Genomic DNA, 26688 nt, shown 5'->3' on the forward strand with positions numbered 1-26688 from the left:
AATCGACGTGAAGGTCGGCTGCGGAGCCGGATCCTGGAAGAAGTCGTTCGACTTGTTCAGTTGGCGGCACCACCCGTAGCATCCGCGCATGATCTCTAACCCGAGGGTGCTGGGCAACGTCCGCTTGTCCGTCATGAAGGACGACACGACCAGCCCGGAGAAGCAGCGTGCGGCCGTCGAGCACTGGGCGAACGGACCCTCTATAGAAGGACGCATCGTCGGGTGGGCCGAGGACGTAGACGTGTCCGGCGCTATGCACCCCTTCAAGAGGCCGGGCCTCGGTCCCTGGTTCAACGAGCGGGCCGACGAGTGGGACGTGTTGGCCGTCTGGAAGCTCGACCGCCTCAGCAGGAAGGCGGGTCACTTCGCCGAGGTCTTCGAGTGGTGCCAGAAGCACGGCAAGGTGATCGTGTCCGTGACCGAGGGCATCGACATGTCCACCCCCATGGGCAAGATGTTCGCGCAGATCATCGCCGCCTTTGCCGAAGGCGAGTTGGACACCATCCGTGCGCGTGCCCTGTCCGGCTCGATGGCCCGGAAGGCGAAGGGCGTTTGGATCGGCGGTGTCCTCCCGTTCGGATACCGATTTGAGCGCCAAGAGGACGGGGGTAAGAAGCTCATTCAGGATGACGAATACGCGAACCTTCTTCGTGACATTGTGGAGAAGTTGAAGAGCGATTGGTCCTCGTACAAAATTGCCGTTGATCTGAACAAGCGTGGCGTTCCTACGTGGCGGGATTACCTGCGCATTGATCGCGGCGACGAACCGAAGGGTGTCGCTTGGACTGCCAACGCCATTCGAGCGATCGTGACTAACCCCACGGTCGGCGGCATCTACACGTACAAGGGCGAGCCTGTCATGGACGACGACGGTGAGCCGGTACGGATCACGGATGAGCCGCTCATGGAATACGGGGAGTGGGCTTCCCTGGTCGCCGACATGACCGCCAATCGACCGGTGGCCCGCGCTACGCCTTCGCGCTCGATGCTGGGCGGCGTTGCTATTTGCGATGTATGCGGTTCGAAGATGTCTTCGTCCAAGAAGACCAAGGAGAATGGCCGAGTCTTTCACTACTACGCCTGCAACAACATCAACACGGGGACTTGCCCGAGTCCCGCCCGAATCCGGAGAGAAGACCTTGACGCCGCCGTAGGTCAGTTCGTGAATGTCACCCTCGGTCCTCTGCCGGTAATGGAAAGGGTGAATAATTCGATCAGTCAAGCCAAGACTGAGCTTTCCGAGGCGGAAGCGACCCTTGACCGGCTGGAGAGTGATTATCTGGCTGGACGAATCAAGACCGATGTTCAGGTTGAGCGTTACTGGAAGCAGCATGAATTCCAGTCCGCCAAGGTGGAGAGGCTGCGTAGCGAGATCAAAGAGGCGGAGAACGCGCCGTCCTGGAAGGAGACGGGTCGCACGTACGCCGAGGAATGGAAGAACAAGGATGACGAACAGCGTCGTGTCTTCATTCAGCGGCACGACATAACTGTGACGGTCGGAATGACTGAGGACGGAAATCGGCGGGCGCGCATCAAGATTCCCGAAGTTTCGGAGATTGCGAAGGAGACGGGCCTTCACGTCCCCGAAGGGTACCTCTGGACCGAGCCGGAATCCGAATGGATTATCCCCGCTCGCCGTCCTTACGTGGGAGGCTGACGACGGTAGAGGCTGGCCCCCGTCGCGTGTAAACGCGTCGGGGGCCTTCCCATGTCTGCACCCTCGGAGAGAGCGTTTACACGCTCTCACTGCCCCCGTTTAAACACCCTGCGTTGAAACCGCCAGTGATTTGATGTTATGTCGCAATCACCTTTGATTCCGCCACCCTCCCTGACGTACAACCGGATCACAGCCGAGCACTCAAGTCGGGGCCCACCTGAAAGGGAGCTATGTGAATGACGTTTCTCGAACGGTATGCGGACGCTATCGAGATCAGCAGAGTGAAGCTACGGAAGCGCGGGGCTGCCCTCGCGGCTGAGACCGCACTACCGACCGGGCAAGCCGCCCTGTGGTACGCCGATGCGGTTCAGTGCGTCCCTCGCAGCGGTCAGGCCGTGGCCAGGCAGATAGCCCGCCTGTGCGGCGACGAATCCGAGGTCACCATTCCATGGCGCTCGCTCGCTGATGCCGTCGGCGTGCGTGACCGGGCCGGGAACCTGCGCCGCTACACCGAACGCGGGGCAAAAGCTCTCACCGATGCCGGATGGCTGGAAGTTGAAACGGTCGGGAACAAGCGCGGAGCGAAGACGACGTTCCGACTCCTTCCCGGTGAGCGTTCCTCGGAATGCCTGGGGTGGATCGATGATGCGGAGTGGTTCGCCGAGGCAGCCTGAACGGCCCTCGGCGACTTATGGCCTTAGTAAGGCCCCCTCGGGGGCCGCCGTTAGCTGCTGCGCTCCGCTACGCCGCTATGCCCTGGCCGATCAAGGCCGGGAGAAGTTATGGCCTTAGAGAGGCAGCGCCCCTCGAAGGGCGCTGCTCTATAGAAGCTCACCGCCGTTCGCTTCTCGCCCTGGCCGAGTAATGGAGGCCAGGCAGGATAACCACACTACGGGTACCCCGCCGAGGGTGCCCTAACTCTTTCTATCTAGAAGCGCCCCCTGTAGGGGCGCTCTCTTGGAGTAGCTATGCCTATGTCTATGTGTGTAAGCGGCTCTATCCGCTCGGCTCCCTCTGTGAGCCGTGCGCCCGGTCCAGAGCGAAGCGACGGGAGCAGAAGAGAAAGCACACGCGCCCTTCGGCCTGGGCGCGTGGATACAACACCCTGTATCGGATAGCCAGGGCCGCGACCTTCGCGGCTAACCGTGTCCGCTTTATCTGCTATTCCCGGCCGGCTGAGACGGCCGATCAAATTTCTCCGACATCGCCGAGGCGGAACGAACGACATTAAGAATCTTCGCCTGGCCTGCGGGCCGAGCAACGTCAGCCGAGGAAACAGGACCGTCTAGGCGGAATCGCTCGCCGGTTCAGGTGCCGCGTCACCAGAGCGTGCTTCACCGCGTGCTCGCTCAATCGCCGACTGCCGCTGTCGCTCACGCGTCAGCTCACTTCGCATCTCCTTCAAGGTTTTCGACAACTCACGCAAAGCCTTTACCCCATCATCGACACCATATTCGCTCACGGAAAGTAGTTTCCGACGAACCGAAAGGTCGAGAATATAAGTAAGAGGCTCCTGTCGCCTTCCGCGAGCATCCTCAAAGTGAACAGTAGCGGTGTACCGCGAAGGCAGATCCGTAGCTTGGCGCTCTGGAGCGGAATCGAAGAGTGCAGCAATTCGCTTCCTTGGTGGAAGCGATGGGATGCCCTGCGCTATCAGAGGAGCATCCTTCAGTGGAAACCCAGTTTCATCCAAGGTTGAAGAAAATGGTGGATCAACGACGATCCTGACGTTCTTAGCGAGAGTCTGCCCCATGTTCTCGACAACGAAGTCGATGCCCTGTCGCATTGCGGGATTGTCTTGGAAGTCAACGACAACGAACGGCTGAGCCTGTTCCTCTCGAAGTTGTCGAGCCAAGGTGACTTGCTGGCGCGCGTAGAGCGCGGCCAACAGGGCAATCACCACTGTCAGGAGAGTCAGTACGGATGTCGCGACGGATGCGGCGGCCGACCAGTCGTTCGGCTTCCAGGAGCCGAAGTCAACTGCCAGCACGGTAGGGGCGCTTGTCATAGCGCAAGGCTAGGGCACCATCGCACGAAGGTTCAGGCAATCCGGTAGAACCTGCTTGCTTCCATCCAGGTCGGGAGGGCGGGTTCGAAAGGATCTTGGCTGCCTTCCCTGCACCCGCAGCCTTCCCTTCGCTTGAGCGCGCGGGGGTTAGCCGGAAGTCGTGGGACCGGAACCCGGACCGCTTTCCGGCCAGGGCTTCCAAATCGCTCGACAAATCGCGCGGGATGCCGCGTGCGGTTTCGCACGTCCTAACAGGTCTTCTAGTGATGCAAGAAAGACTTCGATCCCTTCGCACGGGATCGGGGGAACACGCGGCATGGGCGGCAGCGGTAGGGGCGGCCCGGTTTCCATGGTTTGACTCCAAAGGCCATGGGGACCGGGCCGTTTCGCATATCCACCACCGATAGTCAGCCGTTCCCCGCTCGCCGTCTCGAAGAGATGTGGAACATGAAAAACACAGTAGAACTGAATTGCTGGACCTGCGGGAAGCCGTTCAGTACCGAGTACGGCCCCGGTAGGCCGCCTCGCTACTGCGATCCCTCTTGCAAGAACCAAGCGCGCAAGATCGCGCGCAGAGTGCGCTTCGTCGAGCTAGCCGAACGGCAGCGTAAGGCGCACATCGTTTCAATCTGAACGCGACACAAGTAAATAACCGCCGCCCCTATTCAAGCCGCCCCACCCATTCCGGGTGTTCGGGCGGCTTTTTCGTGCCCCGACCAAACGAAGGAACCATTGATGAAGTCTGAGCTGCGCAAGATTTTTGATTCTGCCGAGTCCGAGGATCGCGGCCTTACGGCCCGCGAGGTAGCTTCTGTTATCAACTCGATTCCGGCCGAAGAGCGCATGGCACGTACGGAAATCCTCGCGGCTGTGAATGGTGAAGGCGGAGCGTCCTCCCCGGAGGTTCGCGACGCTATCGCCTCGACTCTGAAGGCCATGGAGATGCGGGCGGCTGATGCCCGCGAAGACCGCGCCGCGCTCGACCGAGAGACCGAGGTTCGCAGCCTCCTTGCGGCCAGCTCCGGGCTTCTCACGCCGACCAGCACCGGGCCGATCCACTCTGACGAGTGGCGGTCGCTGATGCCGTCTCTCAGTGAATACCGCGCGCTGATCTCCGAGGGTGTTCCCCAGGATGGCGGGTACACCGTGCCCGACCAGGTTTCCAGCAAGTACATTGACGCTCTCAAGGCGAAGTCCACTTTCCTGCGTGGCCTTCCGACCGGAAGCATCATCCCCTTTACTTCGGCCACTTTCTCCGTTCCTCAGCTTGTCTCCTCGACCGGCGCGGATTACGTCGCCGAAGGGCAGACCATCCCCCAGGGCCAAATGGTGTGGGGTGAGGTCAAGTTCACGGCGAAGAAGATCGGGGAAGTGCAGTGGGCTTCGACTGAGGTATTGGAAGACTCCGCGCTTGACCAGCGGCGCGTGATCGCCGAGAACCTTCTTCGTGACGCTTCGCTGAAGTTCGATGCTGATGCGTTCACCGGGTCGGGTGCCAATCCGATCAAGGGAATCGTGTCCCAGGGCACGTCTACGACTCTCGGCACTGGAAAGGTGACCGTCACGTATGACGACCTGGCCGACGCGGTCGCCCGCATCGAGGCCATGAACGGGACTCCGTCGGTTGTGTGGGCATCCGTCGATATGGCTGCGGCTCTCCGCAAGGAGAAGGCCGCCGGATCTGGTGTCTATCAGGGCGGTCCCCCGACCGATGCCCCGGCTTCTACGGCCTGGGGCCTGCCCATTCTTCCCAGTGCATTCCTGGCCCCGAAGACGGTAATCGTCGCCGACGCTTCCCGAATTGTTGTGGGTGTTCGACGCAATGCCACGGTGAAGGTCAGCGAGGATGCCCGGTTCGATTCTGATCAGGTCGGCTTCAAGCTGACCATGCGCATGGCTGGCGTTTCCCTGGCCGAGGCTTCCTCGGTGCAGATCGTCAAGGCTGCCGCTAGCTGAGATTAGCTGTCCCTCATCCCCTCGCACCCCGACCGGGTGCGGGGGGGATTTCTCGTTTCAGGTCTTCTCTGAGGTCATGGGCAGATAGGCATAGACGCCTGGCCAATCGCTCGATCGCCAAAACCCGGTACGCCTCTTGAGGCTGTAACCGGCACCCGTAAGGAACCGCTTAAGCTCCGACAAAGCCTTTTCCTGATCTTCGCCGGTGGCGTCCTTGGGTGGGTGCCATCCCACAAAGCAGCAGGCGGAGGAGTAAGGGGGCCAGAAAAACCGGTCAATGTTCCCGACGAAGCATCCACTTCGTTCCGACCAGTTCGTAAGACCCGCTTCCCGCAGTAGGTGCCGAAGCTCTGCTTCGGGGCTTCTATCGGGCCAGTGAGGGCGCTCCGGATATCGTTCTTCCAAATGGTCCCAACCGTCTTTTGGGCAAGCGGCCGGCTGCACCCCATCCCGAATACGGTAGACGAGAAGGGAAGCCCGCGTATCGCGCATAGGAGAGGGCCGGGGGCCAGGCATCTGGACGACGTAACCGACAGACTCCAATGCTTCAGCTACGTCACTCAGTCGAGTGCGCCAATGATCCTCGTTTTCAGCCTTGGAACCCTCTTCTCTGATCTTCTGGTCGGGGTGCCATTCCACTTCGACGCAGAGTTCCGCACCGTCCGGCCAATGAGCCTCGGCTACGTAGAGAGCGCGACACCAGCCGTGCCCGGGCGGAATTTGGCGGCCAAAGATTGACAATCCCGCCTGCCCGCCTACTCGCGCCCAATGCTGGCCGATGCCGAGCTTATCCAAGTCATGGGTGACCACGGTCGGGCCGCTCTGCGGGTCTGTCGGGTTGTAAGTCGGTTGTAGCACTTGAAGCCCATTCGCAGGAAAGGGAAGCCGTCAGAGCCAGTAAGACCAGTTCCCGCCCGCGCACTCGGGGCAAGGAACCTTCAGCCGTTCATTGCACGTCTCGCAGCCATCCAGGCCCCCGCAGAGGGGGCACCAAAGTTCCCGGTGACCGAAGCACATCCCGCAAATGGTTGAGATCTCGTTCAGGAACTCCAACAGCGAAGGCTTTCCGAGGTCGAATCCTCGGCGGCCTCCGCGCCTCGGGGGCCGCTCTGGGGCGACGGTCACGCCCTGGCCCCGTGCGTGCACTGCCGAATGTTGCGGGCCGCGTCGAACCGCGCGTTCGCATCGCCGGACTTCGCGGCTTCGTCGAGCTTCGCCTTCTCGTCCGCACACCGGGCGCAATTGGGCTTCGGCTTGGCTTCGTACAGCCAGTCATCCAGCGCCCCTAGGGGAACCCGCTGCGGACTCACACGGCCACCCCCCACACGGTCACGACAGGGAGCTTGCGGCCGTCACCTACACCGCTATGCGGATGGTTGCTGATCTCCCGATTGGAACTCGTCACGGCTTCAGTTACGTCCGCTTCACGGGCGTCTTCGCGGGAGTGGGAAAGCGCGGCACACGTCATGCACCCCTCGACCCCGACCGGTTCAAGTCCCGGAATGTTCCTCGCTACGGGTACGGAACGGGATTCAGCGTGCGGTTTATGCTCCAGCATCGATCGCCCCTCGGCTCCATGTCTGTCACATCATGGTGCCAAGGGGGGTGCATGGTTAGGCGTTTTATGCGCGTCTTGGGTTAAAGATCATGAGCGACAGGCCGCCGACCATTCAGACAACTTCGCCCTGGCGTCCTCCCCAAAGAGCGCACTGCCCTCATATCCTGAGAACTCTTCGAGGTAACTTTGAATGTCTCGGTCGTCACGGAGAACGAGCAATCCCGCCGAAGTTTCGATCGTGGCCAATGATGCGTCATAGATGGTGAACGTGTTTAGGGGTGTTCTCGGGGTAGGCGTGCCCATTGGGATGAGGCCGATTCGCACGTTCGGGAGATAAGTCAGCGAAGCAAGCCTGTCCATCTGCTCGGCCAAGGTTAGCGGAGCAACCACGGGCCATCTAACGGCCTGCTCGGTAAGAATGAATGTGAACCGCTTCGTGGTGTCATAGAGGACGGCTTGACGTTCTAGCTTTCCCGCCACGGCCCTACTTGTGTCTGCCGTGGAGTGCGCAAGGCTTGCCCGCACATATTCGGGGGTGGCAAGAAGGCCGGTGACCATAGACAACAGGAAGTAGCGAATGTGCGCCGAGGACGCTTCTAGCGCCTTCAGTTCAGCTTGCCTTGTTCCTAGACCCTTGCGCCGCAGTTCTCGAAGGTTCCGCCATTCAGTGTTCGCAAGCCGGGCAAGTGAGGAAACTTCTTCAATCAAGCCCGGCGGCGCGTCGAGGGCTCTCAAGATTTGCTCAACGTCGACCAGCGATGGCCGCACTTTCCCATTCTCAATCCGGGACACCTTGGATTGAGACATGTTGCAGCGCGCAGCAAGCCGGACCCCTGAGAGTCCGGCTTGCTTGCGTAGTTCTCTGAGCTTCGCGGCCAGTTCCTGACTGGACTGGCCAAGTTGCTCGGGTTCGAACGTCACTCCTTCACATACTCCAGAAACGGGATCGACTCTGCCTCGGCGATTCGCTGGTACTCGACATACGGCGCGGGATCACCCTCGTACAGCTCTCGACTGATCTGCGTTCCGTCTTCCTCGTAATGCATGAAGACGACGGTCGACCGATCAAAGATCCAGAAGTCTTGAACACCTCGAAGAGGATTCTCGCGGCCGGTCACATCGAGAATGCGGATATCCTCCCCGGCGAGCGCGTGGGGCGCGTAGTACCGCGAGAACTCGAAGCGCAGATACTCGGAAAGAGGTTGGGTCAGGATGTGCACCCGCCCCTTCCTCTTCCCTTCCTTCCGAAGCCTTTTCAGATCTTCCGTGTATGACGACGTGTATGCGTGCGGGTCGATTCGCTTACCCGCTCGGAATGCCTCGATCTCTGCGGACTCCTGCGGTACGAGGTATTGAGGCAGGGTTTCCAGTCGCCACGCTTCCGATCCGATCCCCCGGAACATTGCCCGCCACTCGTCACCATCCAAGAGCACGGAACGCCTCCCGAAGCACGCTCTCGGGAATCTCGACCAGCCCCTCACCCGTGGGCGGCTGGAAGGCTTCGGACACGTCGCCCTGCACGACGAACGTTCCCCGCTTCGTGGCGTACACGTTCGGGCAGTCGTCTTCGCCGCACTCGCCGTTCCCGTTCCCGGTGAGCCGAGTCAGTTCTTCGCGCGCCATAGCGAACCCCCTGATACATGGCCCCGGTTGGGCCGTCAGCACGACGGTACGAGGGGGCACATCGGGGCGTCTATGCGTTCACGCGACTATGCGCGTTGTCGCATAAACCGCTGCCAGGAAGGGCCGTGCCGCTGGCTGTCGTGGCCTGGCCTCGTTGTGAGGCCTTACGCGGCTCTGTGCGGGCCGCTCGCGGTCGGGACGGCCCCGCTTGCACGTAGAGCCCCCGACCGATGGCCGAGGGCTCTACGTGGTGTCGCTGCCTAGGTCAGGCCAGCCCCGGACCCCGTACCGGGATCGTGGTGAACGTCGGCTGAGAGAGTTGCTGCGGGCTGAAGAAGTCATTGCCCTTGTCGTCCACGACGATGAACGCCGGGAAGTCCTCGACCTCGATCTTCCAGACGGCCTCCATGCCGAGCTCCTCGTACTCGACGACCTCGACCTTCTTGATGCAGTCCTGGGCGAGCCGGGCGGCCGGGCCGCCGATGGAGCCGAGGTAGAAGCCGCCGTGCGCGGCACAGGCGTCGGTGACCTGCTTGCTGCGGTTGCCCTTGGCCAGCATCACCTTGGAGCCGCCCGCCGCCTGGAACTGCTCGACGTAGGAGTCCATGCGGCCGGCGGTCGTCGGGCCGAAGGAGCCGGACGCGTAGCCCTCCGGCGTCTTCGCCGGGCCCGCGTAGTACACCGGGTGGTCCTTCAGGTACTGCGGCATCTCCTCGCCCGCGTCCAGCCGCTCCTTGATCTTCGCGTGCGCGATGTCACGGGCCACGACCAGGGGACCGGTGAGGGACAGGCGGGTCTTGACCGGGTACTTGGTCAGCTCGGCGAGGATCGCGTCCATCGGCTGGTTGAGGTCGATCTTGACGACGTCGCCCTCTTCGTCGAGGTGCTCGTCGGTCGTCTCCGGCAGGAACCGCGCCGGGTCCGTCTCCAGCTGCTCCAGGAAGACGCCCTCGGCGGTGATCTTCGCGACGGCCTGACGGTCGGCGGAGCACGAGACGGCGATGGCGACCGGGCAGGAGGCGCCGTGGCGGGGCAGACGCACCACGCGCACGTCGTGGCAGAAGTACTTGCCGCCGAACTGCGCGCCGATGCCGATCCTCTGGGTGAGCTCGAAGACCTTCTGCTCCAGCTCCTTGTCCCGGAAGCCGTGACCGAGCTCGGAGCCCTCGGCCGGGATCTCGTCCAGGTAGTGCGCGGAGGCGTACTTGGCCGTCTTCAGTGCGTACTCGGCCGACGTACCGCCGACGACGATCGCCAGGTGGTACGGCGGGCAGGCGGCCGTACCGAGCGAACGGATCTTCTCCTCCAGGAACTTCATCATGGAGGCCTCGTTCAGGACGGCCTTCGTCTCCTGGTACAGGAACGACTTGTTGGCGGAGCCGCCGCCCTTCGCCATGAACAGGAACTTGTACGCGCCGCCGTCGGTGGCGTAGAGCTCGATCTGCGCGGGGAGGTTGGAACCGGTGTTCTTCTCCTCCCACATGGTGAGCGGAGCCATCTGCGAGTAGCGCAGGTTCAGCTTCGTGTAGGCGTCGAAGATGCCGCGGCTGAGGGCCTCCTCGTCACGGCCCTCGGTCAGCACGTTCTGGCCGCGCTTGCCCATGACGATCGCCGTGCCGGTGTCCTGGCACATGGGCAGCACGCCCGCCGCCGCGATGTTCGCGTTCTTCAGCAGGTCGAGCGCGACGAACTTGTCGTTGCTCGACGCCTCCGGGTCGTCGATGATGCGGCGCAGCTGGGCGAGGTGGGCCGGGCGCAGGTAGTGCTGGATGTCGTGGATGGCCTCCTCGGCCAGCTTGCGCAGCGCCTCCGGCTCCACCTTGAGGAACGTCCGCCCGTCGGCCTCGAAGGTGGAGACACCCTCGGAGGTCACCAGTCGGTACGGGGTGGTGTCCTCTCCCTGGGGGAGCAGATCGGTGTACGCGAACTCAGGCATCTCGCCCATTCCTCACTCGACAGACGGCGGCCCGCCGACGCTGGCGGGCCTCACCAGCGTAGAACCTGGCCCCGACGGCGAACCTGTGAGGTCCGGCTCAGTTCGCGGCGCGCGGGTGGTCCCCATCCCTAGTCGCGATCTATCGCGTTTCGGTACGCTGCTGCCGTGGACCTTCAGAAGCAGACCGAGCTGCGCGCCTCGGACGCCGATCGTGACCGCATCGCCGACATCCTGCGCGACGCCCTCGCCGAGGGCCGCCTCACCGCCGACGAGCACGCCGAGCGCGTGGAGGGGGTGCTGAATGCCAGGACGGTCGGCGAGCTGGAGGTCTTCATACGGGACCTGCCCGCCGCCCATGAAGGCGAGAGGCCTCCCGCCCACACGCCCGCACCGCCCCGCCCGACCGCCGGTGCGATACCTGCCGAGGCCGACGCCACCGTGTTCGCGGTGTTCAGCAGCGCCATGCGCCGGGGCCGCTGGCGTGCCGGGCGCCGGCTGCACGCGTACGCCGTTTTCGGCAGCGTCGAGATCGATCTCAGCGAGGCGATCTTCGAGTACCAGCAGGTCGTGATCAAGGCGGTGTCGGTCTTCGGGAGCGTCGAGATCCGCGTCCCGGAGAACGTGTCGCTGCGCGGCACCGGCGGCGGGGTGCTCGGCAACTTCGAGGTGGACACGCTGGATTCGGTCGAGTCCGACGCCCCGGTTGTCTACGTGGACGGATGGGCCGTGCTGGGCAACGTGGAGGCGCGGCCGAAGCGGGGCAAGCTCGTCGCGGACATCCTCGACCGTGTGCAGCGCAGGGCCGACAAGGGTTTGCGCAAACACCTGGACCGTTGACGGTCGTGAAGGAGGCCGGAACCGGAACGATTCGGTCCTCTGACAGCCGGCGCGCAGGGTCGCGAACAAGCCGCCGCACTCCCGCGGCCGGGAACGCAGTGCATAGGCGCGCGCACAGCGGGTAGGGCTTGCTGCATCGTCTCTCGCTCGCGAAGCCGTCGTCAGGAGTAGACCGTGCTGCAACCGCCGCATTCGTCCCTGCAGGTAGCTGCCGTTCCGGCCCAGCGGGTGCCAGTGCGGGACAGGGACCAAGACGCACCCTGGCACACCGAAGCGGTGTGCCGGCGCGACGAGGCAGGCCTGTTCTTCGCACCCTCCAAAGAACCCACCGCCGCCCGGCTGTCCCGCGAGGAGGCGGCCAAGCGGGTCTGTGCGCGCTGCCCGGTGATGGTCGAATGCCGCGAGCACGCCCTGCTCCAGCCCGAGCCGTACGGCGTCTGGGGCGGCCTCACCGCCGCCGAACGCCGCGTGGTCCTCGCCCGGCGCCGCCGCCGCGACATGGAACTGAAGAAGGCGGCACGCGCGGCGAGCCGCATAGCGGCGGCGGGTTGACGGACCGGTCCGGCCGCTCACGCGCATGTAGAGCGGGGCGCCCCCTTCCGCACCAGGGGGCGCCCCTTTTACCGCGTTTTCCGCCGGACCGACGCAGTCACTTCGCCCGGTCGAAGTCGATCGCGCTGTAGGCCCGCAGCTTGCTGAGCCGGTGCTCGGAATCGATCCTCCGCACCGTCCCGGACTTCGACCGCATCACGATCGAGTCGGTCGTCGCGGTCTCCGACCGGTACCGCACACCCCGCAGCAGCTCACCGTCCGTGATCCCGGTGGCCACGAAGAACACGTTCTCCCCGGTGACCAGGTCCTCCGTGGTCAGCACCCGGTCGAGATCGTGCCCGGCGTCGACAGCCCGCGCACGCTCCTCGTCGTCCTTGGGCCACAGCTTGCCCTGGATGGTGCCGCCCAGGCACTTCACGGCGCAGGCCGAGATGATGCCCTCGGGGGTGCCGCCGATGCCGAGCAGCAGGTCGACGCCGGTGCCCTCGCGCAGCGCGAGGATCGAGCCGGCCACGTCGCCGTCGGAGATCAGCTTGATGCGGGCGCCGGTCTCCCGGATCTCCTTGATGACGCCCTCGTGACGGGGGCGGTCCAGGATGACGACGGTGACGTCCTCGGGCGTGGCCCGCTTGGCCTTGGCGACCCGGCGGATGTTGACCGACACGGGCGCGTTGATGTCGACGAAGTCGGCGGCCTCCGGGCCGGTGACCAGCTTGTCCATGTAGAACACGGCGGACGGGTCGAACATCGCGCCGCGCTCGGCGGCGGCCAGCACGGCGATCGCGTTGGGCATGCCCTTGGCGGTCAGTGTGGTGCCGTCGATCGGGTCGACGGCGATGTCGACCTCGGGTCCGGTCCCGTCGCCGACGCGCTCGCCGTTGAAGAGCATCGGAGCCTCGTCCTTCTCGCCCTCGCCGATGACGACCACGCCGTTCATCGACACGGTGGAGACGAGGGTCCGCATGGCGCGCACCGCGGCACCGTCGGCGCCGTTCTTGTCGCCGCGCCCGACCCAGCGGCCCGCGGCCATCGCCGCGGCTTCGGTCACCCGGACGAGCTCCAGGGCCAGGTTGCGGTCAGGGGCCTCGGAGGGCACATCCAGTTCGGAGGGCAAGTGATGATGCTCGGTCATCGGAGCGCACCTTTCTGATACGACGACGGCCGGATGAGGGTGTTGGCCCCGACTCTATCGTTAGGCAGACGAAATGAGCAGGGGACCCCACGGATGAGCACGTCGGGCACCTGCGACGATAGAGGCGTGGCAGGTACGAAAGGCAAGCAGAAGACGGTCCGGGACATGATCCTCTCCCTGGGCGTGGTCGGGATCGCGGCGGGAGTCATCTACCTCTTCGTCCCGCACGACGACCACGCTCCCGACCTCGAGCGGGTCGACTACCGGGTCGAGCTGGACACGGCACGCCGCGCCGCGAACTACCCGGTCGCCGCGCCCGAGGGTCTGCCCGGCTCCTGGAAGGCGACGTCCGTCCGCTTCCAGGGCGACAACTTCGACCGCTGGCATCTGGGTTTCCAGAATCCCGGCGGTCAATACGTGGCGGTCGAGCAGTCCACTCAGAAGCGCGCCGACTTCATCGACGACGCGAGCCAGGGCTCGAAGGCGACCAAGGTCACCGAGAGGATCGACGGCCGGACGTGGACGCGCTACACCGGCGGCCGCTACGACGCCCTCGTGCTCGAGGGCACCCCCGGGTCCACGACGGTGGTGGCGGGCACGGCGTCGTTCGCGCAGCTGACGAAGATGGCCGACGCGCTGAAGATGGCGTGAGCCGGGAGTCCGCGGACATGACAGAGGCCCGCGGTGGTGCCGGGGGCCTCTGTGTGCGCGTATGTCAGACGGTGGTGACGACCTCGTCGTACGCCAGGCGCGGCGAGCGCGGGTAGGCGGCGTTCTGGCCCGGCTTGCCGATGTTGACGATCACCAGCCCGCCGCTGCCCCTACTCCTTCACCGCTTCGTCTTCCTCCTCGGCCAGCGCCGCGTCCAGCCGGGCCCGCGCCCCCTCCAGCCACCGCCGGCAGACCTTGGCCAGCTCCTCGCCGCGCTCCCAGAGCGCGAGGGACTCCTCCAGCGTCGTACCGCCCGCCTCCAGCCGCCGTACGACCTCGATCAGCTCGTCCCGCGCCTGCTCGTAGCCGAGCGCCTCATCCACCTTGCTGGTCATCCACCCACCCTATGTGTCCACTCGTACGGAGAACTCGCCCTCGGCGACCCGCGCGCGCAGCGCCTCGTCCGCCGCCACCTCGGCCGGATCGCGCACGGCATGGCCGTCGGCCCGCTGCAGCACCGCGTACCCGCGCTTCAGCGTCGCGGCGGGGGAGAGGGCCACCACGCGCGCGTGCGTGTGCGTCAGCTCCGAGTCGGCGCGGTCCAGGAGATGGCCGAGCGTGCGCCGGCCGCGGTCGACGAGGGACGCCACGTGGTCGGCGCGCTCGTCGATCATCCGGTGCGGGTCCTGCATGCAGGGCCGCGCCAGCGCATGGGCTAGCCCCCGCTCCTCGCGCTCCACCAGCGCCGTGACGCACCGCCGCGTCCGGTCCCGCAGCTGCCGTACCCGCTCCAGCTCCTCGCCGACATCCGGTACGACCTTCTTGGCGGCGTCGGTCGGGGTGGAGGCCCGCAGATCCGCCACGTGGTCCAGCAGCGGGTTGTCCGGCTCGTGGCCGATGGCGGACACCACGGGGGTACGGCAGGCGGCGACGGCCCGGACCAGCTGCTCGTCGGAGAAGGGCAGCAGATCCTCCACGCTGCCGCCACCGCGCGCCACGATGATCACGTCGACCTCGTCGAGCTCGTCCAGCTCCTTCACCGCCTGCACGACCTGGGGGACGGCGTGCACGCCCTGCACGGCCACGTTGCGCACCTCGAAGCGGACCGCGGGCCAGCGGTGGCGGGCGTTCTCCAGAACGTCCCGCTCCGCGGCCGAGGCACGGCCGCAGACCAGGCCGATCAGCTGCGGCAGGAAGGGCAGCGGCTTCTTCCGCTCCGGCGCGAACAGCCCCTCGCCCGCCAGGGTCTTCTTCAGCCGCTCCAGCCGGGCCAGCAGCTCCCCGATCCCCACGGGCCGTATCTCGGCGGCCCGCAGCGACAGCTGCCCGCGCGGCGCGTACCACTCGGGCTTCGCCAGCACGACGACCCGGGCGCCCTCCCCGACGACATCGGCGACGGCGTCGAACACCTGCCGGTAACAGGTGACGCTCACGGAGATGTCGTACGACGGGTCGCGCAGAGTCAGGAACACGACCCCGGCCCCCGGCCGCCGCGACAACTGCGTGATCTGCCCCTCGACCCACACCGCCCCGAGCCGGTCGATCCAGCCCCCGATGAGCCGCGAGACCTCGCCGACGGGGAGCGGGGCGTCCGCGGACGTGTTCACAGCCATGCGGTCGAGCGTAACGGCCGGTACCGACAACCCGGGGCAGGCCGGGAACCCCCGCGGGGTACGCCCGGTCACGCCGGATCTTGGACCCCCCGGAAGCGGCCTTACGATGGGTGCCATGACCGCTTCGCCTGCCCGCCGTGTCCTGCTCGCCGCCCCCCGGGGCTACTGCGCCGGTGTGGACCGCGCCGTGATCGCCGTCGAGAAGGCCCTGGAGCAGTACGGGGCCCCGATCTACGTCCGGCACGAGATCGTCCACAACAAGTACGTCGTGCAGACCCTCGAGAGGAAGGGTGCCGTCTTCGTCGAGCGCACGGAGGAGGTGCCGCCGGGGAACATCGTGATGTTCTCGGCGCACGGGGTGGCCCCCGTCGTCCACGAGGAGGCCGAGCGCGGCCGGCTCGCCACCATCGACGCCACCTGCCCCCTGGTCACCAAGGTCCACAAGGAAGCCGTCCGGTTCGCGAACGACGACTTCGACATCCTCCTGATCGGGCACGAGGGCCATGAGGAGGTCATCGGCACCTCCGGCGAGGCCCCCGACCACATCCAGCTGGTCGACGGCCCCGAGGACGTCGCCAAGGTCGAGGTCCGCGACCCGTCCAAGGTCGTCTGGCTGTCGCAGACCACGCTCTCCGTCGACGAGACCATGGAGACGGTCGACGCCCTGAAGGAGAAGTTCCCGCAGCTCATCTCCCCGCCGAGCGACGACATCTGCTACGCCACGCAGAACCGTCAGCTCGCCGTGAAGCAGATGGGCGCCCAGGCCGAGCTGGTCATCGTGGTCGGCTCCCGCAACTCCTCCAACTCCAAGCGGCTCGTCGAGGTCGCCAAGCTCGCCGGCGCCCGCGAGGCCTACCTCGTGGACTTCGCCGACGAGATCGACGAGGCCTGGCTGGACGGCGTGACCACGGTCGGCGTCACCTCCGGCGCCTCCGTCCCGGAGGTCCTCGTCGAGCAGGTCCTGGAGTGGCTCGCCGAGCGCGGATACGGGGACGTCGAGCTCGTCAAGGCGGCCGAGGAGTCCATCACCTTCTCCCTGCCGAAGGAGCTCCGCCGCGACCTGCGCCAGGAGGCGGCGGCTCTGGCGGCGGAGCGGGGCGGTTCGGGTACGGGGACCGCGCAGGCGTGACCAGGCGGTCTGTTCCGGGCGTGACGGTCCGTCGTACGTCGTAGCGTGGAGCCATGCAGATCTTCGGCGTGGACATCGGCGGATCCGGGATCAAGGGCGCTCCCGTGGACCTGGAGAGGGGCGACCTGGCCCAGGAGCGCTGCAAGGTGCTCACCCCGCACCCGGCGACGCCGGACGGGGTGGCCGACGGCGTGAAGCAGGTCGTCGAGCACTTCGGCTGGACGGGCCCGGTCGGGCTGACCTTCCCGGGCGTGGTCACGGGCGGGGCGACGGTGCGTACGGCGGCGAACGTCGACAAGAGCTGGATCGACACGGACGCGCGCGCTCTGTTCAGCGGGCGGCTGGGCGGCCTGCCGGTGACCGTGGTCAACGACGCGGACGCGGCGGGCGTCGCCGAGATGGAGTTCGGCGCCGGTCAGGACCGCCGGGGCACGGTCATCCTGCTCACCTTCGGCACCGGCATCGGCAGCGCCGTCTTCTCAGAAGGCGCCCTCGTCCCCAACACCGAGCTGGGCCACCTGGAGCTGCACGGCCATGACGCGGAGAAGCGGGCCTCCAGCAAGGCCAAGGACGACCACCAGCTGACCTGGGAGCAGTGGGCGCACCGGGTGCAGAAGTACCTCGAACACGTCGAGATGCTCTTCTCCCCGGAGCTGTTCATCATCGGCGGCGGCGTCAGCCGCAAGGCGGGCAAGTTCCTGCACCTCATCGAGGGCATCAAGGCCGAGATCGTGCCGGCGCAGCTGCAGAACAACGCGGGGATCGTGGGGGCGGCGATGCGGGCGGCGAAGGACGGGTAGGGCACGGCCGGGCTCTTGACCGCGCCCGTGCGGGCGTTCAGTCCGGCCGGCGCCGCACGGCCCGGTGGCGCACCAGCCGGACCCTCCGTCCGAGGACGATCGCACCGGCGAGGAGCGTCCCCCCGTACAGCCACCCCGCCTGGGTGGCCAGCGCGGTCACCAGCCCCATCATCCGGCCCCCCATCCCCCCGGAGCTGTCGGCCACGGGGACCAGCCCCACCGCGAAGGCGATCGGCGCGACCACGGGCGCGGTCAGCAGGTCGCCCGCGCGCACCCACAGCGCGGTCAGTACGCACACCGGCAGGAACAGCACGCCGTACACCGTCAGGGACGCCCCGAACAGCCACTGGTCGAGGCAGCCCAGCAGGAACATCGCCGCCCCGGCGAACAGCCCGCCGCCGAGCCCGGTGAGTCTGGGGTTCGGCAGCCGCCGTACCGGTGCCGGTCGCATCGCCGGTGCCGGCCGTGCGGTCCCCGGTGCCGGCCGTCGCTCCTCTCCCGGGCGGCGCCTGGCCTGCGGCGGCAGTGGCGTCGGCGGTGAGCCTCGTCGCGGTCCGTGTCGCTCGGGTGGCGTCCTGTGTTGCTCCACACGATCAACTTAGGTCCTTTTATGTGTCGAATAGGCCGTCTGACACGCCGGTGACCGGAGCTCGGCCGGTGTTCGACAGGGCCGCCGGGCCGATGCCGGGGACGCCGTAGACTGGTGGATCGGCCAGACCAGTCCCCTGGCCCCTCACCCCTGGCAGCCTCTGGCCCTCTCACGTAACGGGAAGTCGCAACGTGTCGCTCACGATCGGAATCGTCGGTCTGCCGAATGTCGGCAAGTCGACCCTGTTCAACGCCCTGACCAAGAACGACGTGCTGGCGGCCAACTACCCGTTCGCCACGATCGAGCCCAACGTCGGCGTGGTCGGCGTCCCCGACCCCCGTCTGGCCAAGCTGGCCTCGATCTTCAAGTCGGAGCGGATCCTGCCGGCCACCGTCGACTTCGTCGACATCGCGGGCATCGTGCGCGGCGCCTCCGAGGGCGAGGGCCTGGGCAACAAGTTCCTGGCGAACATCCGTGAGTCCGACGCGATCTGCCAGGTCATCCGCGCCTTCAAGGACGAGAACGTCGTCCACGTCGACGGCAAGGTCTCGCCCAAGGACGACATCGAGACGATCAACACCGAGCTGATCCTCGCCGACCTCCAGACCATCGAGAAGGTCCTGCCGCGCCTGCAGAAGGAGTCGCGGATCAAGAAGGACGTGGCCCCCAAGGTCAAGGCGGTCGAGGAGGCCAAGGAGATCCTCGACAAGGGCGACACCCTCTTCTCCCAGGGCATCGTCCAGGGCAGCGAGCGCGCCGAGCTCCTCCACGACCTGCACCTGCTCACCACCAAGCCCTTCCTCTACGTCTTCAACGTCGACGAGGACGAGCTGATGGACGACTCCTTCAAGGACGAGCAGCGCGCCCTCGTCGCCCCCGCCGAGGCGATCTTCCTCAACGCCAAGCTGGAGGCGGACCTCGCCGAACTGGACGAGGACGAGGCCCTCGAACTCCTGCAGTCGGTGGGCCAGGACGAACCGGGCCTGGCGACGCTGGCCCACGTCGGCTTCAGGACCCTCGGCCTGCAGACCTACCTCACCGCCGGCCCCAAGGAATCCCGCGCCTGGACCATCAAGAAGGGCGCCACCGCCCCCGAGGCCGCCGGCGTCATCCACACCGACTTCCAGAAGGGCTTCATCAAGGCCGAGGTCATCTCCTTCGACGACCTGGTGGAAACCGGCTCGGTCGCCGAGGCCCGCGCGAAGGGCAAGGCGCGGATGGAGGGCAAGGACTACGTGATGCAGGACGGGGATGTCGTGGAGTTCCGCTTCAATGTCTGAGCGGATGAAATAACACCACGTCGCTGACGTGGCAAACATGCGGTTCAGAAGGGGTCGGACGCTGTCGAGTCCGACCCCTTCGTCGTCACTGTGCTGGATGGGTGCTGGGTATTCTGACGGTGCGTCAGCGGAATCAGGTCTCGTAAACGGTGGACCGGTGTCCCACATGAACGACCCAGACCACCAGCTCCCCGTTGTCGATCGTGTAAACGACGCGGTAGTCGCCGACGCGCAGACGGCGTCGCTCGGGCTGGGACACGAGTGCGGTGGTGTTGAAGCCGAGAGGGTCGGTCTCCAGCTCGGTCAGCTTGGCCAGGATGCGCAGCGCCATGTCACGAGGGATCTTCCGAAGCTCGGCCTGCGCCTCAGGGCGGAAGACGGTTCGGTACTCACTCACCGCGCGCCAGCGTCTCCCTCATGATGTCCTCGATCGGGATGCCGGGAGCCGGGCTGGCCATGCGCTCGTCGATGATCCGGTTGATCTCGCGCTCTTCCCATTCCTGGTACTTGCGCAGCACATCGATGGAGACGACGGCGGCGACCTCCTTGCCTCGGCGTGTGATCACCGTGGGCACGTCGTCGCGGTCTGCGCGCTCCACCACCTCCGCCAGGTGTGCGCGCACGTCGCGGATGGACTCTATGGGCAGTGGCTGCGTCATGCGCCCAAGGGTACCGAGTGTCCCATGTGTACACAAGAGGGTCGTGGCTGCGGGCAGGAGGTCTCGCCGTGCGCGTAGCTGGATGTGCTGGATGAACTCGCACCGTGCTGGATTGGTGCTGGATGAGATCGCCAGAAACCGCATTTTCGCAGGTCGCAGCTCTGTAATCGACTTTCCGCTTCAACGTCTGAGCGGATGCACGGCCTGGTAAACACGCAGGTCAAATGGGGTCGGCTTCGCCTGGAGTCGGCCCCTTGCTGTTTCCCGTCCTGGGATGGTGCCGGGTAGGGTCGCCGCCGCGAGACGCAGAGCGCCGGCATCGCCTAGGGCCGTGCAGGTTTCGAACGCAAAGAGAACAGGGGCCGCCCCAGCCCCGGACCACCCTCGGTGAGGGCGTCGAGGGCCTGCACCACGCGGGCGTGCGTCGCGGGATCGAGGCTGTTGATCCACTGGAGGACCTCGGCGGTGACGAAGATGTCCCACTCGTTCTGTGGCCCGTTCCCGGTATAGCGATAGCTATATACGCTGCGCTCCGTACCTGGGGGGACACCTTGGTGAATCGGGGGTGCAGGACCTGGGCACCCGTGCACGAAAGCCGGCTCGGGTGAGGTGCGGTGGCCGGCGTGAGCTTCAGGTCCCCGAGGCTGTTGAACGGCCAGGGGGTGTGGGCCCGCACCAGGGGTACCTCCGGTGCGGGCCCGCCGGTCAGGAAAGGGTGCGGCTGTCCCAGCCCGAGCCGACGCGGAGTCGGCTGCCGAAGGTGCCGCGGCCGGTGCCGGGGTTGAGCCAGGCCACGCCGTCGGAGTCGACCGAGAGCAGGTCGGCCTTCGCGTCGCCGTTCAGGTCGGCGGCGCCGAGCACCTGGCGGTAGGTCTTGCCCCAGTCGCGGAAGACCAGGACGCGGTCGGCGAGCTTGCCGGTGCCGGTGCCGTTGTAACGCCACAGCTCGCCGGAGCCGTCGAGGGCCAGTACGTCCCCATGCCCGTCGCCGTCGAGGTCCCCCGCGCCGATCACCCGGGTGTACGCCTTCCAGCCGGACCGGATCTTGACGCGCGAGGCGAATCCGGCGCTGCCGTTGCCCGCGTACAGGTAGATGTCACCGGTCGAGGCGGAGCGGGCCAGAAGGTCGGTGCGGCCGTCGCCGGTCAGGTCGCCGGGGGTGGTGAGGATGTTGTAGCCGCGCCAGTCGGTGCCGGTCTTCCGGTACGGGGACCCCGGCGCGGGCAGCCGGCCCGCCGGGGTCTCGTACATGCGTGCCTCGCCCGTGGGCAGCACGGCGAGGACGTCGTTGAGGCGGTCCCCGTTCAGGTCGCCGAAGCCGGTGAACCGGGTGCCGGCGGGCCAGCCGGTGGTGACCGCGCCGCTGTGTACAGAGCCCGCGGCGAGGTGGCCGGCGGCGTCGCCGTCGTACCGGGTCAGGGTGGTGCCGGTCAGGGCGAGCACGTCGGCGCGGCGGTCGTCGCCGTAGTCCCGGGCGAGGGGCAGCGGGCGGGTGGTGCCGGAGGCGGTGTGCAGCGGGCCGCCGAGGGCGGAGCTGTCGCACCAGAGTGCGGTGGGGCGGGTGCCCGCGACCGTGACGGCGCCGCCGACGGTCCGGTTGTCGGTGGTGGTGGCCAGTGTCTTGGGGGCCGACCAGCCGCCGCGGGTGCGGAAGCCGGAGACGAACCGGTACCTGCCGTTGCCGATGGACACGGTCCAGCCCGCGTGCACGGTGCCGTCGGAGGCGATGCCGGAGCTGACGGCGTAGCCGGTCGAGCCGAGGGGACGGCGGTCGTCGGCCTGCTCGACGGCGCCCCAGACGCCGGAGCGGGCGGAGCGGGTGGTGGAGAGCACCGCCTTGTCCGTGGCTCCGACGAGGGTGACGTCGCCGTTCGGGGCGGTCAGCGGACGGGGCAGGGCGCGGGGGCCGTACCAGCCGGTGAGCCCGGTCTGCTCGGTGGCGCTCCACGCCTGACCGGGGGCGCTCTTGCGGGCGAAGCGGACGGGGCCGCCGAGGCTCGCCCACAGGAGGCTGAGGCCGCCGGCCGGGTCGGCGTCGAGACGGAGGGCACCGGGCTGGGTGCCGGTGAGGGGGGTCAGGTCCTCGGCATCGCCCCACGCGGTCGCGCCGGCCTTGCGCTCCATGATCCGGGAGTGGTACGAGGCCCCGGCCACGGAGATGAGGCCGCCGCCGTCGCGTGGGCGGTCGTCGAGATTCCATGCGACGGCCGCGTTGCCCTCCTTGTCGATGGCGGCGTGCAGCCCGGTCAGGAACCACTCCCCGTCTTCGGCGTCGCTGGTGACGGTGTCGAACACGGTGGGCTCGGACCAGGCGTCGCCGGGAGCCGGCCGCTGTGACATGCGCAGCTCGCGGCCGCCGGGGACCGGGACGGCCCAGACGGCGGTGAGGCGGCCGGTGGCGCTGCCGAAGACCAGCGGTGGGCAATCGATCCAGGAGAGAGCGGCGACGGTGGTCGGGTCGGAGAAGCGGGTGGCGCCGGGTGCCAGGGTGGCGGCCTTCAACAGACTCTTGCCCCCTGGGAGGCGTTCGCGCCAGTAGGCGACGAAGGAGCCGTCGGCCTGCGGGGCGAGGGTGCTGGCGTCGAGGTAGTAGTCGGCGGCGGTGGACAGCGTCTGGGGCGCGGCCCAGGTGGTGCCCGCCGGGCGGACCTGGACGGTGAGCCGACGGACCTCCAGGGTCTGCGCGGGGTCCTGTGGCTGGTCGCGCAGGGCGACGAGGGCGCCGTCGGCGCGGGCCTGCAGACCCAGGACGCGGTGCTGGGCGGTGGAGGCGAGCTCGGTGGCCGTGCCCCAGACGCCGGGCTGTACGGGGTCGGTGACCACGGTGGCCGTCCCCACCGTCGCCCCGGACGCCTCGGCGGACAGCGCCGCCACCAGGCTCCCGCTCAGCACCAGCGCGAAAGCTCCTCGTATGACATGCGAGTTCACGATCCGGCCCCCCAGGTTCCAGACTTGTGATCAAAGTGGGTGGATCTTATATGACCGGAGTGAAATCAGGGCATCACGATGACCGGGCCCCGTGGCGCAGAGAGCGGCAGCCACCTCAGGTGCAACCCCTGTACATGCTCAGTGCACTTCAGTACATCCGCGTGACCGCCTCCGGCCCCTCCCCGCTCGGCGGCGTCCTGCGCTGCCACTCCTGGGCCAGCTCCGTCGGGAAGCGGCGGCCGCTGCGGGCGAGGACGACGCCCTCGGTCAGTTCCAGTTCGTCGCCGGCGCGGAAGTCGCGGGCCGTGTCCTTCGGGAGGTCGCGCCAGGGGCCGGGGCCCGACGTGCCGGACGTGACACGCCGGCGTGTGCCGAAGCTGCTCAGGTCACTCACGTGCACCAGGCCTTCCCTGACCCGGAGTTCGACGTGCGCGCGGCTGATCCGGGCGGCCAGGTCGTCGGGGAGCAGGCCGTGCAGGGCGATGCCGCCCGGGCCCGGTTTCCGGCCGACACGGACCGTGGAGCCGTCCTCCAGGGTGAAGCGGTCCTTGACCTCGCCGTCGACGAGCAGCTTCACCTGCACGGTGGCGGTACGCGGGCCGTCGTCGAGGAGTTCCAGGCCGTGCTGCTCGCAGGTGGGGACGCCGCGGCTCATGCGGGGCAGCAGTACCAGCGTGCCCTTGCGGGTGTCGTAGACGGTGCAACGCCGGTCCGGGCAGCGCCAGTTGCGACGCACGACCTCCGAGCGCGGTGTGCGCTGCGGGCCCAGCAGGCCCTGCTTCTTCAGGACCGACTCCTCCTTCTTGCGGGAGATCTGCGCCGCCGTCGCCACCCCCATGTCCAGCGGGGCGAGCCGGACCGTGCCGCCCGGCGCGGGCACCGGCTCCAGGAAGTCGTCGGTGTTGCCCTGCAGGAAGGGAAACTCCTCGCGCATGTCCCGGTAGTGGTCGCCGGTGATGACCGGGATGCCGGTCATCTCGCACAGTTCCAGGATCCGTTCGTCGGCGTCGCCGAGTTCCTCGACCAGTCCCTCGCGCACCCACCGGCCCAACAGGCGGATGTCGGCCGGGTCGTTGAACTCGTGCCGCCCGCCCAGGCGCAGGCTGCGGTCGGCCACCAGATACAGCTTCAGGTCCGGATCGCGGGCCAGGTCGACGGCCGCGTCGACCACGAGGGCGAGGCGGCGCAGCGAGCGCAGGCCGGGCTCGCCGAGGTTCTGCCGGCGCACCACGTTCGACAGGTCGACCAGGAAACAGGCTTCTTCGAAGTCGGCCGTCAGATGCTTCTCCACAGGAATCCCCCGCTTCTTCGAAAGTGCCCCCGCCCATGGCTGATGTGATGTTAATTAACTTACGGTGATGGGGGCTTGCCGATTCGGAAACGTGGGGGGCGTTGTGTCCGAGTGGGGTACGTTCGAGGACGAGACTCCGGCCGAGGGGCCTGCGGAGTCCGAGGAGTCCTGGGGCTCCTTCACCGACGCGTCCACGCAGCCCGGCCCCGCGCAGCCGACGCCGCCACCGGCCGCTCCGCCGGCCGGGGTACCCACGCCGTCCCCCGAGGTCGTAGCGTCCCTGCTGAAGGCGGGCGAGACCCTCTGGGCGCAGGTCGACGGAACCGTCGGGGTGCTCGGGTCGGGCGCCAAGGTCACCGCCGTGTACGACGACGGGCCCGACGGCTTCAGCGGCTGGCGCCCGGTCACGGTCCTCGACCCCGGCGCGCTCACCGTCCGCCCGGTGCCGCTGGCGCTGGCCGAGCCGCCCATGGGCGCCGCCACGTCCGTCGCCGAGCTCTACGCGGACACCGAGCCGCTGGACGACACCGAGCCCCGCCGTCCCGCGCCGTTCCCGGTCGGCCAGGGACCCGACCTGGACGCGCTGCTGGACCGGGCGGTGGAGGAGGAACGGGCGCGGGCACGGGCGGAGGCCGCCGCGTCCGCCCGACGCGCCGAGGCGGAACTCGCCGCCCAGCGACGGGAGTTGGCCGACCGTGCCGAGGCCGTCGAGCGTCAGGCGCGGCTGCGGGAGGAGCGGGCCCAGGACGAGGTGCGGCGCGCCCAGGACGAGGCCGCCCGGCAGGTCGCCGCCGTCCGGGACGACGCCCAGCGGCAGGTCACGGCCGCCCGTGACGAGGTCGCGCAGGTCGTGCAGCAGTGGCAGTTCCGGGCGCAGCAGGCGGAGAGCGAGCGGAGCCGGCTGTCCGAGGAGCTGAACCGGGCCAACCGGGCGAGCGTGCAGCGCCTGGTGCTGGTCGGCGTCCTCGCCGTCATCGCGGTCGTGCTGGCCGTCGTACTCAAGTGAGGTCGTCGCCGTACCGGCCGTCGTGGACACGGAAATGTGGGGTTCAGGGGTGCGTGAGGGCAAGGAGCCGCCGGTGAGCGGGGTCGAGGAAGCTGGTGGGGACACGGCAGCGGGGGAGGAGACGGCGCCGGGGGCGGAAGCCGCCGAGTCCCCGGTCTTCTCCGCCGTCGCGGTCCCCGAGATCACCGTCCGCTGGAACCAGGAACTCGCCCCCGCCCTGCGGGACGCCGTCACCGAGCACGGCAGCCTGGAGCCCGCCGGACTGCTCGACGCGCTCCCGGAGCTGTGGCGCACGGTGGACGCGGCGCTGGAGCGGGTCGGCCCGGGCTGCCTGGTGACCGAGTCGGTACGGCACGACGCGTACGAGGGCTGGCAGGTGGCCGCCCTGCCGCGCTACGACCTCGACGGCGGCATCCGGCCGCAGGACCGGCGTGACGTCGTCGTCCAGGGCCCACCGGCCCGGGACCGGCGGGCCCTGGTGCAGGCGCTGGTGGACGCGGTGGCGGAACGGCCCTGCCTGGACCTGCGGGACGCCCTGCGGATGCTGGACGTGTTCGCGGGGATCTTCCCGCACGGCCTGGACGCGGTCTGCCACCGGCTGCTCGCCCACGATCTGCGGCTCGGTGCGGCCGCGGGGCTCGCGCCGCTGCACGAGGCCCTCCGGCGCCGCGCGCCGGGCCGGATCTCGGCCACCTGCTACCAGGAGAGCGCGGTCGGCTCCCGCAAGGCCAAGGGCGATCCGGCCACCGACAACGAGGACGCGGCCGGTGCCGCGCGCGGCGCGTCCGGCGCGGTGCGGTGCGCCGTCTTCGACGGGGTGACCGGCTCCGGCGACGGCTCCGGCGCCCTCGCCTCCCGCGCGGCCCTGGACCAGGCCGGCCGGCGCTGGCGGATGGACGAGGACCTCCCGCCGCAGCAGCTGGTCGACGAGCTCGACGCGGCCATCGGCCGGGCCACCGCAGAGGGCAGCGCGGCCGCCGTCCTGGCGACCGTACGCCCGGACGGCACCGCCTCTCTGGTGTCGGCCGGTGACGCGGAGGCCTGGCTGGTGCGGCCCCTGCGCGGCCCGGCGTCGACCGCGCGCGAACTGCCCTTCGCCGCCTGGAAGCTGACCCCGGCCCACACCGGCTACGCCGAGCAGCTGCGGATCACCCCGGACGCCGAGGGCGAGGAGTCCGCGCTGGTCAACTACCTCGGCAACGGGCCCGGCCGCTGGACGCACAGCACCCTCGCCCTGGCCCCCGGTGACCTGCTGCTGCTCGCCTCGGACGGGGCCACGGAACCGGAGCGCGACCGCTGGTTCGGGGCCGTGCTGGCCGAACTGGCCGCCCAGATCGACGCCTCGGGCCGCCCACCGGCCCCCGCGCTCGCCGCCGCCCTCGTCCAGCGAGCGGAGGCCCTGGGCGGCTGGGACAACGCGACCGCGCTGGTGTGCGCGATCGGGGAGGCGAAGGACGCATGACCGCCGCAAGAGCCACAAGCA

At 67.8% G+C, this 26688-nt stretch carries 25 protein-coding genes and 1 pseudogene; 11 read left to right on the forward strand and 15 right to left on the reverse strand.

What is annotated here, in order from left to right; genetic code table 11:
- Positions 1 to 88 precede the first annotated feature (88 nt).
- Entirely contained in the window at positions 89 to 1657 is a 1569-nt protein-coding gene (locus tag ACIBBH_RS08180; protein WP_399403172.1) for a recombinase family protein, read from the forward strand.
- A 236-nt stretch (positions 1658 to 1893) separates the two neighbouring features.
- Positions 1894 to 2331 carry a hypothetical protein gene (locus ACIBBH_RS08185; protein ID WP_399403174.1) on the forward strand — a complete coding sequence of 146 codons (438 nt, stop codon included), beginning with the start codon at positions 1894 to 1896 and terminating at the stop codon, positions 2329 to 2331.
- Positions 2332 to 2942: 611 nt separating this feature from the next.
- Here ACIBBH_RS08185 and ACIBBH_RS08190 read toward each other — a convergent pair.
- The gene (locus tag ACIBBH_RS08190; protein ID WP_361704909.1) at positions 2943 to 3665 is read right to left on the reverse strand and encodes a hypothetical protein; all 723 of its coding nucleotides are present in this window, start codon (positions 3663 to 3665) and stop codon (positions 2943 to 2945) included.
- Positions 3666 to 4400: 735 nt separating this feature from the next.
- On the opposite strand from ACIBBH_RS08190, the gene ACIBBH_RS08195 reads away from it, so the two are divergent.
- Entirely contained in the window at positions 4401 to 5621 is a 1221-nt protein-coding gene (locus ACIBBH_RS08195) for a phage major capsid protein (RefSeq protein ID WP_399403176.1), read from the forward strand.
- A gap of 1121 nt (positions 5622 to 6742) precedes the next feature.
- On the opposite strand, the gene ACIBBH_RS08200 is transcribed toward ACIBBH_RS08195, so the two are convergent.
- From ACIBBH_RS08200 to ACIBBH_RS08220, 5 genes are all read right to left on the reverse strand, one after another.
- The gene (locus tag ACIBBH_RS08200; RefSeq protein WP_399403178.1) at positions 6743 to 6931 is read right to left on the reverse strand and encodes a hypothetical protein; all 189 of its coding nucleotides are present in this window, start codon (positions 6929 to 6931) and stop codon (positions 6743 to 6745) included.
- 335 nt (positions 6932 to 7266) lie between these two features.
- The gene (locus ACIBBH_RS08205) at positions 7267 to 8100 is read right to left on the reverse strand and encodes a helix-turn-helix domain-containing protein (RefSeq protein ID WP_399403180.1); all 834 of its coding nucleotides are present in this window, start codon (positions 8098 to 8100) and stop codon (positions 7267 to 7269) included.
- Positions 8097 to 8612: a DUF6879 family protein gene (locus ACIBBH_RS08210; protein ID WP_356461558.1), complete on the reverse strand. Its 516-nt coding sequence runs from the start codon at positions 8610 to 8612 to the stop codon at positions 8097 to 8099. Before ACIBBH_RS08210 ends, ACIBBH_RS08205 begins: the two co-directional genes overlap by 4 nt.
- Positions 8596 to 8802 (reverse strand): hypothetical protein, encoded by a 207-nt coding sequence (locus tag ACIBBH_RS08215; RefSeq protein WP_319198958.1) that lies wholly within the window; start codon positions 8800 to 8802, stop codon positions 8596 to 8598. The genes ACIBBH_RS08210 and ACIBBH_RS08215 overlap by 17 nt, the downstream gene beginning before the upstream one ends.
- Positions 8803 to 9067: 265 nt before the next feature.
- Positions 9068 to 10747, reverse strand: a complete 1680-nt coding sequence (locus ACIBBH_RS08220) for a fumarate hydratase (RefSeq protein WP_399403182.1) — start codon at positions 10745 to 10747, stop codon at positions 9068 to 9070.
- Between the two features lie 156 nt (positions 10748 to 10903).
- On the opposite strand from ACIBBH_RS08220, the gene ACIBBH_RS08225 reads away from it, so the two are divergent.
- On the forward strand, positions 10904 to 11575 hold the full coding sequence (locus ACIBBH_RS08225) for a DUF1707 domain-containing protein (RefSeq protein WP_399403184.1): 672 nt from the start codon (positions 10904 to 10906) through the stop codon (positions 11573 to 11575).
- A 174-nt stretch (positions 11576 to 11749) separates the two neighbouring features.
- Positions 11750 to 12127, forward strand: a complete 378-nt coding sequence (locus ACIBBH_RS08230; RefSeq protein ID WP_388792152.1) for a WhiB family transcriptional regulator — start codon at positions 11750 to 11752, stop codon at positions 12125 to 12127.
- Between the two features lie 97 nt (positions 12128 to 12224).
- On the opposite strand, the gene glpX is transcribed toward ACIBBH_RS08230, so the two are convergent.
- A complete protein-coding gene (gene glpX, locus ACIBBH_RS08235) occupies positions 12225 to 13259 on the reverse strand; it encodes a class II fructose-bisphosphatase (RefSeq protein WP_399403187.1) in 1035 nt (344 codons plus the stop codon).
- 126 nt (positions 13260 to 13385) lie between these two features.
- Between glpX and ACIBBH_RS08240 the strand changes: the two genes are divergently transcribed.
- Complete coding sequence (locus tag ACIBBH_RS08240; protein WP_399403189.1) at positions 13386 to 13910, forward strand: DUF4245 domain-containing protein; 525 nt, start codon at positions 13386 to 13388, stop codon at positions 13908 to 13910.
- A 64-nt stretch (positions 13911 to 13974) separates the two neighbouring features.
- Here ACIBBH_RS08240 and ACIBBH_RS08245 read toward each other — a convergent pair.
- The 3 genes and pseudogenes from ACIBBH_RS08245 to xseA all read right to left on the reverse strand — a co-directional run.
- Positions 13975 to 14067, reverse strand: a pseudogene (locus ACIBBH_RS08245) (nitroreductase family protein); the annotation flags it as partial.
- Positions 14068 to 14080: 13 nt separating this feature from the next.
- Positions 14081 to 14305, reverse strand: coding sequence for an exodeoxyribonuclease VII small subunit (locus ACIBBH_RS08250; RefSeq protein WP_399403191.1), 225 nt, complete (start codon positions 14303 to 14305; stop codon positions 14081 to 14083).
- Between the two features lie 9 nt (positions 14306 to 14314).
- Positions 14315 to 15523: an exodeoxyribonuclease VII large subunit gene (xseA, locus tag ACIBBH_RS08255; protein WP_399403193.1), complete on the reverse strand. Its 1209-nt coding sequence runs from the start codon at positions 15521 to 15523 to the stop codon at positions 14315 to 14317.
- A 106-nt stretch (positions 15524 to 15629) separates the two neighbouring features.
- Here xseA and ACIBBH_RS08260 point away from each other — a divergent pair, with 106 nt between their 5' ends.
- Both ACIBBH_RS08260 and ppgK read left to right on the forward strand, forming a co-directional pair.
- Positions 15630 to 16652, forward strand: coding sequence for a 4-hydroxy-3-methylbut-2-enyl diphosphate reductase (locus ACIBBH_RS08260; RefSeq protein ID WP_399403194.1), 1023 nt, complete (start codon positions 15630 to 15632; stop codon positions 16650 to 16652).
- Between the two features lie 53 nt (positions 16653 to 16705).
- Positions 16706 to 17452: a polyphosphate--glucose phosphotransferase gene (gene ppgK, locus ACIBBH_RS08265; protein WP_399403196.1), complete on the forward strand. Its 747-nt coding sequence runs from the start codon at positions 16706 to 16708 to the stop codon at positions 17450 to 17452.
- 37 nt (positions 17453 to 17489) lie between these two features.
- Here ppgK and ACIBBH_RS08270 read toward each other — a convergent pair whose 3' ends face one another.
- Positions 17490 to 18041: a DUF6542 domain-containing protein gene (locus ACIBBH_RS08270; RefSeq protein ID WP_399403198.1), complete on the reverse strand. Its 552-nt coding sequence runs from the start codon at positions 18039 to 18041 to the stop codon at positions 17490 to 17492.
- Positions 18042 to 18232: 191 nt separating this feature from the next.
- Between ACIBBH_RS08270 and ychF the strand changes: the two genes are divergently transcribed.
- On the forward strand, positions 18233 to 19321 hold the full coding sequence (gene ychF / locus ACIBBH_RS08275) for a redox-regulated ATPase YchF (protein ID WP_399403200.1): 1089 nt from the start codon (positions 18233 to 18235) through the stop codon (positions 19319 to 19321).
- A 133-nt stretch (positions 19322 to 19454) separates the two neighbouring features.
- Here ychF and ACIBBH_RS08280 read toward each other — a convergent pair whose 3' ends face one another.
- The 4 genes from ACIBBH_RS08280 to ACIBBH_RS08295 form a co-directional block, all read right to left on the reverse strand.
- Positions 19455 to 19718, reverse strand: a complete 264-nt coding sequence (locus ACIBBH_RS08280; RefSeq protein ID WP_054221840.1) for a type II toxin-antitoxin system RelE/ParE family toxin — start codon at positions 19716 to 19718, stop codon at positions 19455 to 19457.
- Positions 19711 to 19980 (reverse strand): type II toxin-antitoxin system Phd/YefM family antitoxin, encoded by a 270-nt coding sequence (locus ACIBBH_RS08285; protein ID WP_399403202.1) that lies wholly within the window; start codon positions 19978 to 19980, stop codon positions 19711 to 19713. Before ACIBBH_RS08285 ends, ACIBBH_RS08280 begins: the two co-directional genes overlap by 8 nt.
- A 705-nt stretch (positions 19981 to 20685) precedes the next feature.
- Entirely contained in the window at positions 20686 to 22908 is a 2223-nt protein-coding gene (locus ACIBBH_RS08290) for an FG-GAP repeat domain-containing protein (protein ID WP_399403204.1), read from the reverse strand.
- 148 nt (positions 22909 to 23056) lie between these two features.
- On the reverse strand, positions 23057 to 24199 hold the full coding sequence (locus ACIBBH_RS08295; protein ID WP_399403206.1) for an FHA domain-containing protein: 1143 nt from the start codon (positions 24197 to 24199) through the stop codon (positions 23057 to 23059).
- Positions 24200 to 24302: 103 nt separating this feature from the next.
- Between ACIBBH_RS08295 and ACIBBH_RS08300 the strand changes: the two genes are divergently transcribed.
- Together ACIBBH_RS08300 and ACIBBH_RS08305 are read left to right on the forward strand one after the other, a co-directional pair.
- A complete protein-coding gene (locus ACIBBH_RS08300) occupies positions 24303 to 25205 on the forward strand; it encodes a hypothetical protein (RefSeq protein ID WP_399403208.1) in 903 nt (300 codons plus the stop codon).
- A 73-nt stretch (positions 25206 to 25278) separates the two neighbouring features.
- Positions 25279 to 26667 (forward strand): SpoIIE family protein phosphatase, encoded by a 1389-nt coding sequence (locus ACIBBH_RS08305; protein WP_399403210.1) that lies wholly within the window; start codon positions 25279 to 25281, stop codon positions 26665 to 26667.
- Positions 26668 to 26688 lie beyond the last annotated feature (21 nt).

Source organism: Streptomyces sp. NPDC051636, assembly GCF_044453765.1.
Lineage (GTDB): Bacteria > Actinomycetota > Actinomycetes > Streptomycetales > Streptomycetaceae > Streptomyces.

Coding starts and splice junctions, on each gene's coding strand:
- ACIBBH_RS08180 (WP_399403172.1), top strand. CDS start 89: ATGATCTCTAACCCGAGGGTGCTGGGCAACGTCCGCTTGTCCGTCATG.
- ACIBBH_RS08185 (WP_399403174.1), top strand. CDS start 1,894: ATGACGTTTCTCGAACGGTATGCGGACGCTATCGAGATCAGCAGAGTG.
- ACIBBH_RS08190 (WP_361704909.1), bottom strand. CDS start 3,665: ATGACAAGCGCCCCTACCGTGCTGGCAGTTGACTTCGGCTCCTGGAAG.
- ACIBBH_RS08195 (WP_399403176.1), top strand. CDS start 4,401: ATGAAGTCTGAGCTGCGCAAGATTTTTGATTCTGCCGAGTCCGAGGAT.
- ACIBBH_RS08215 (WP_319198958.1), bottom strand. CDS start 8,802: ATGGCGCGCGAAGAACTGACTCGGCTCACCGGGAACGGGAACGGCGAG.
- ACIBBH_RS08220 (WP_399403182.1), bottom strand. CDS start 10,747: ATGGGCGAGATGCCTGAGTTCGCGTACACCGATCTGCTCCCCCAGGGA.
- glpX (WP_399403187.1), bottom strand. CDS start 13,259: ATGACCGAGCATCATCACTTGCCCTCCGAACTGGATGTGCCCTCCGAG.
- ACIBBH_RS08250 (WP_399403191.1), bottom strand. CDS start 14,305: ATGACCAGCAAGGTGGATGAGGCGCTCGGCTACGAGCAGGCGCGGGAC.
- xseA (WP_399403193.1), bottom strand. CDS start 15,523: ATGGCTGTGAACACGTCCGCGGACGCCCCGCTCCCCGTCGGCGAGGTC.
- ACIBBH_RS08260 (WP_399403194.1), top strand. CDS start 15,630: ATGGGTGCCATGACCGCTTCGCCTGCCCGCCGTGTCCTGCTCGCCGCC.
- ppgK (WP_399403196.1), top strand. CDS start 16,706: ATGCAGATCTTCGGCGTGGACATCGGCGGATCCGGGATCAAGGGCGCT.
- ACIBBH_RS08285 (WP_399403202.1), bottom strand. CDS start 19,980: ATGACGCAGCCACTGCCCATAGAGTCCATCCGCGACGTGCGCGCACAC.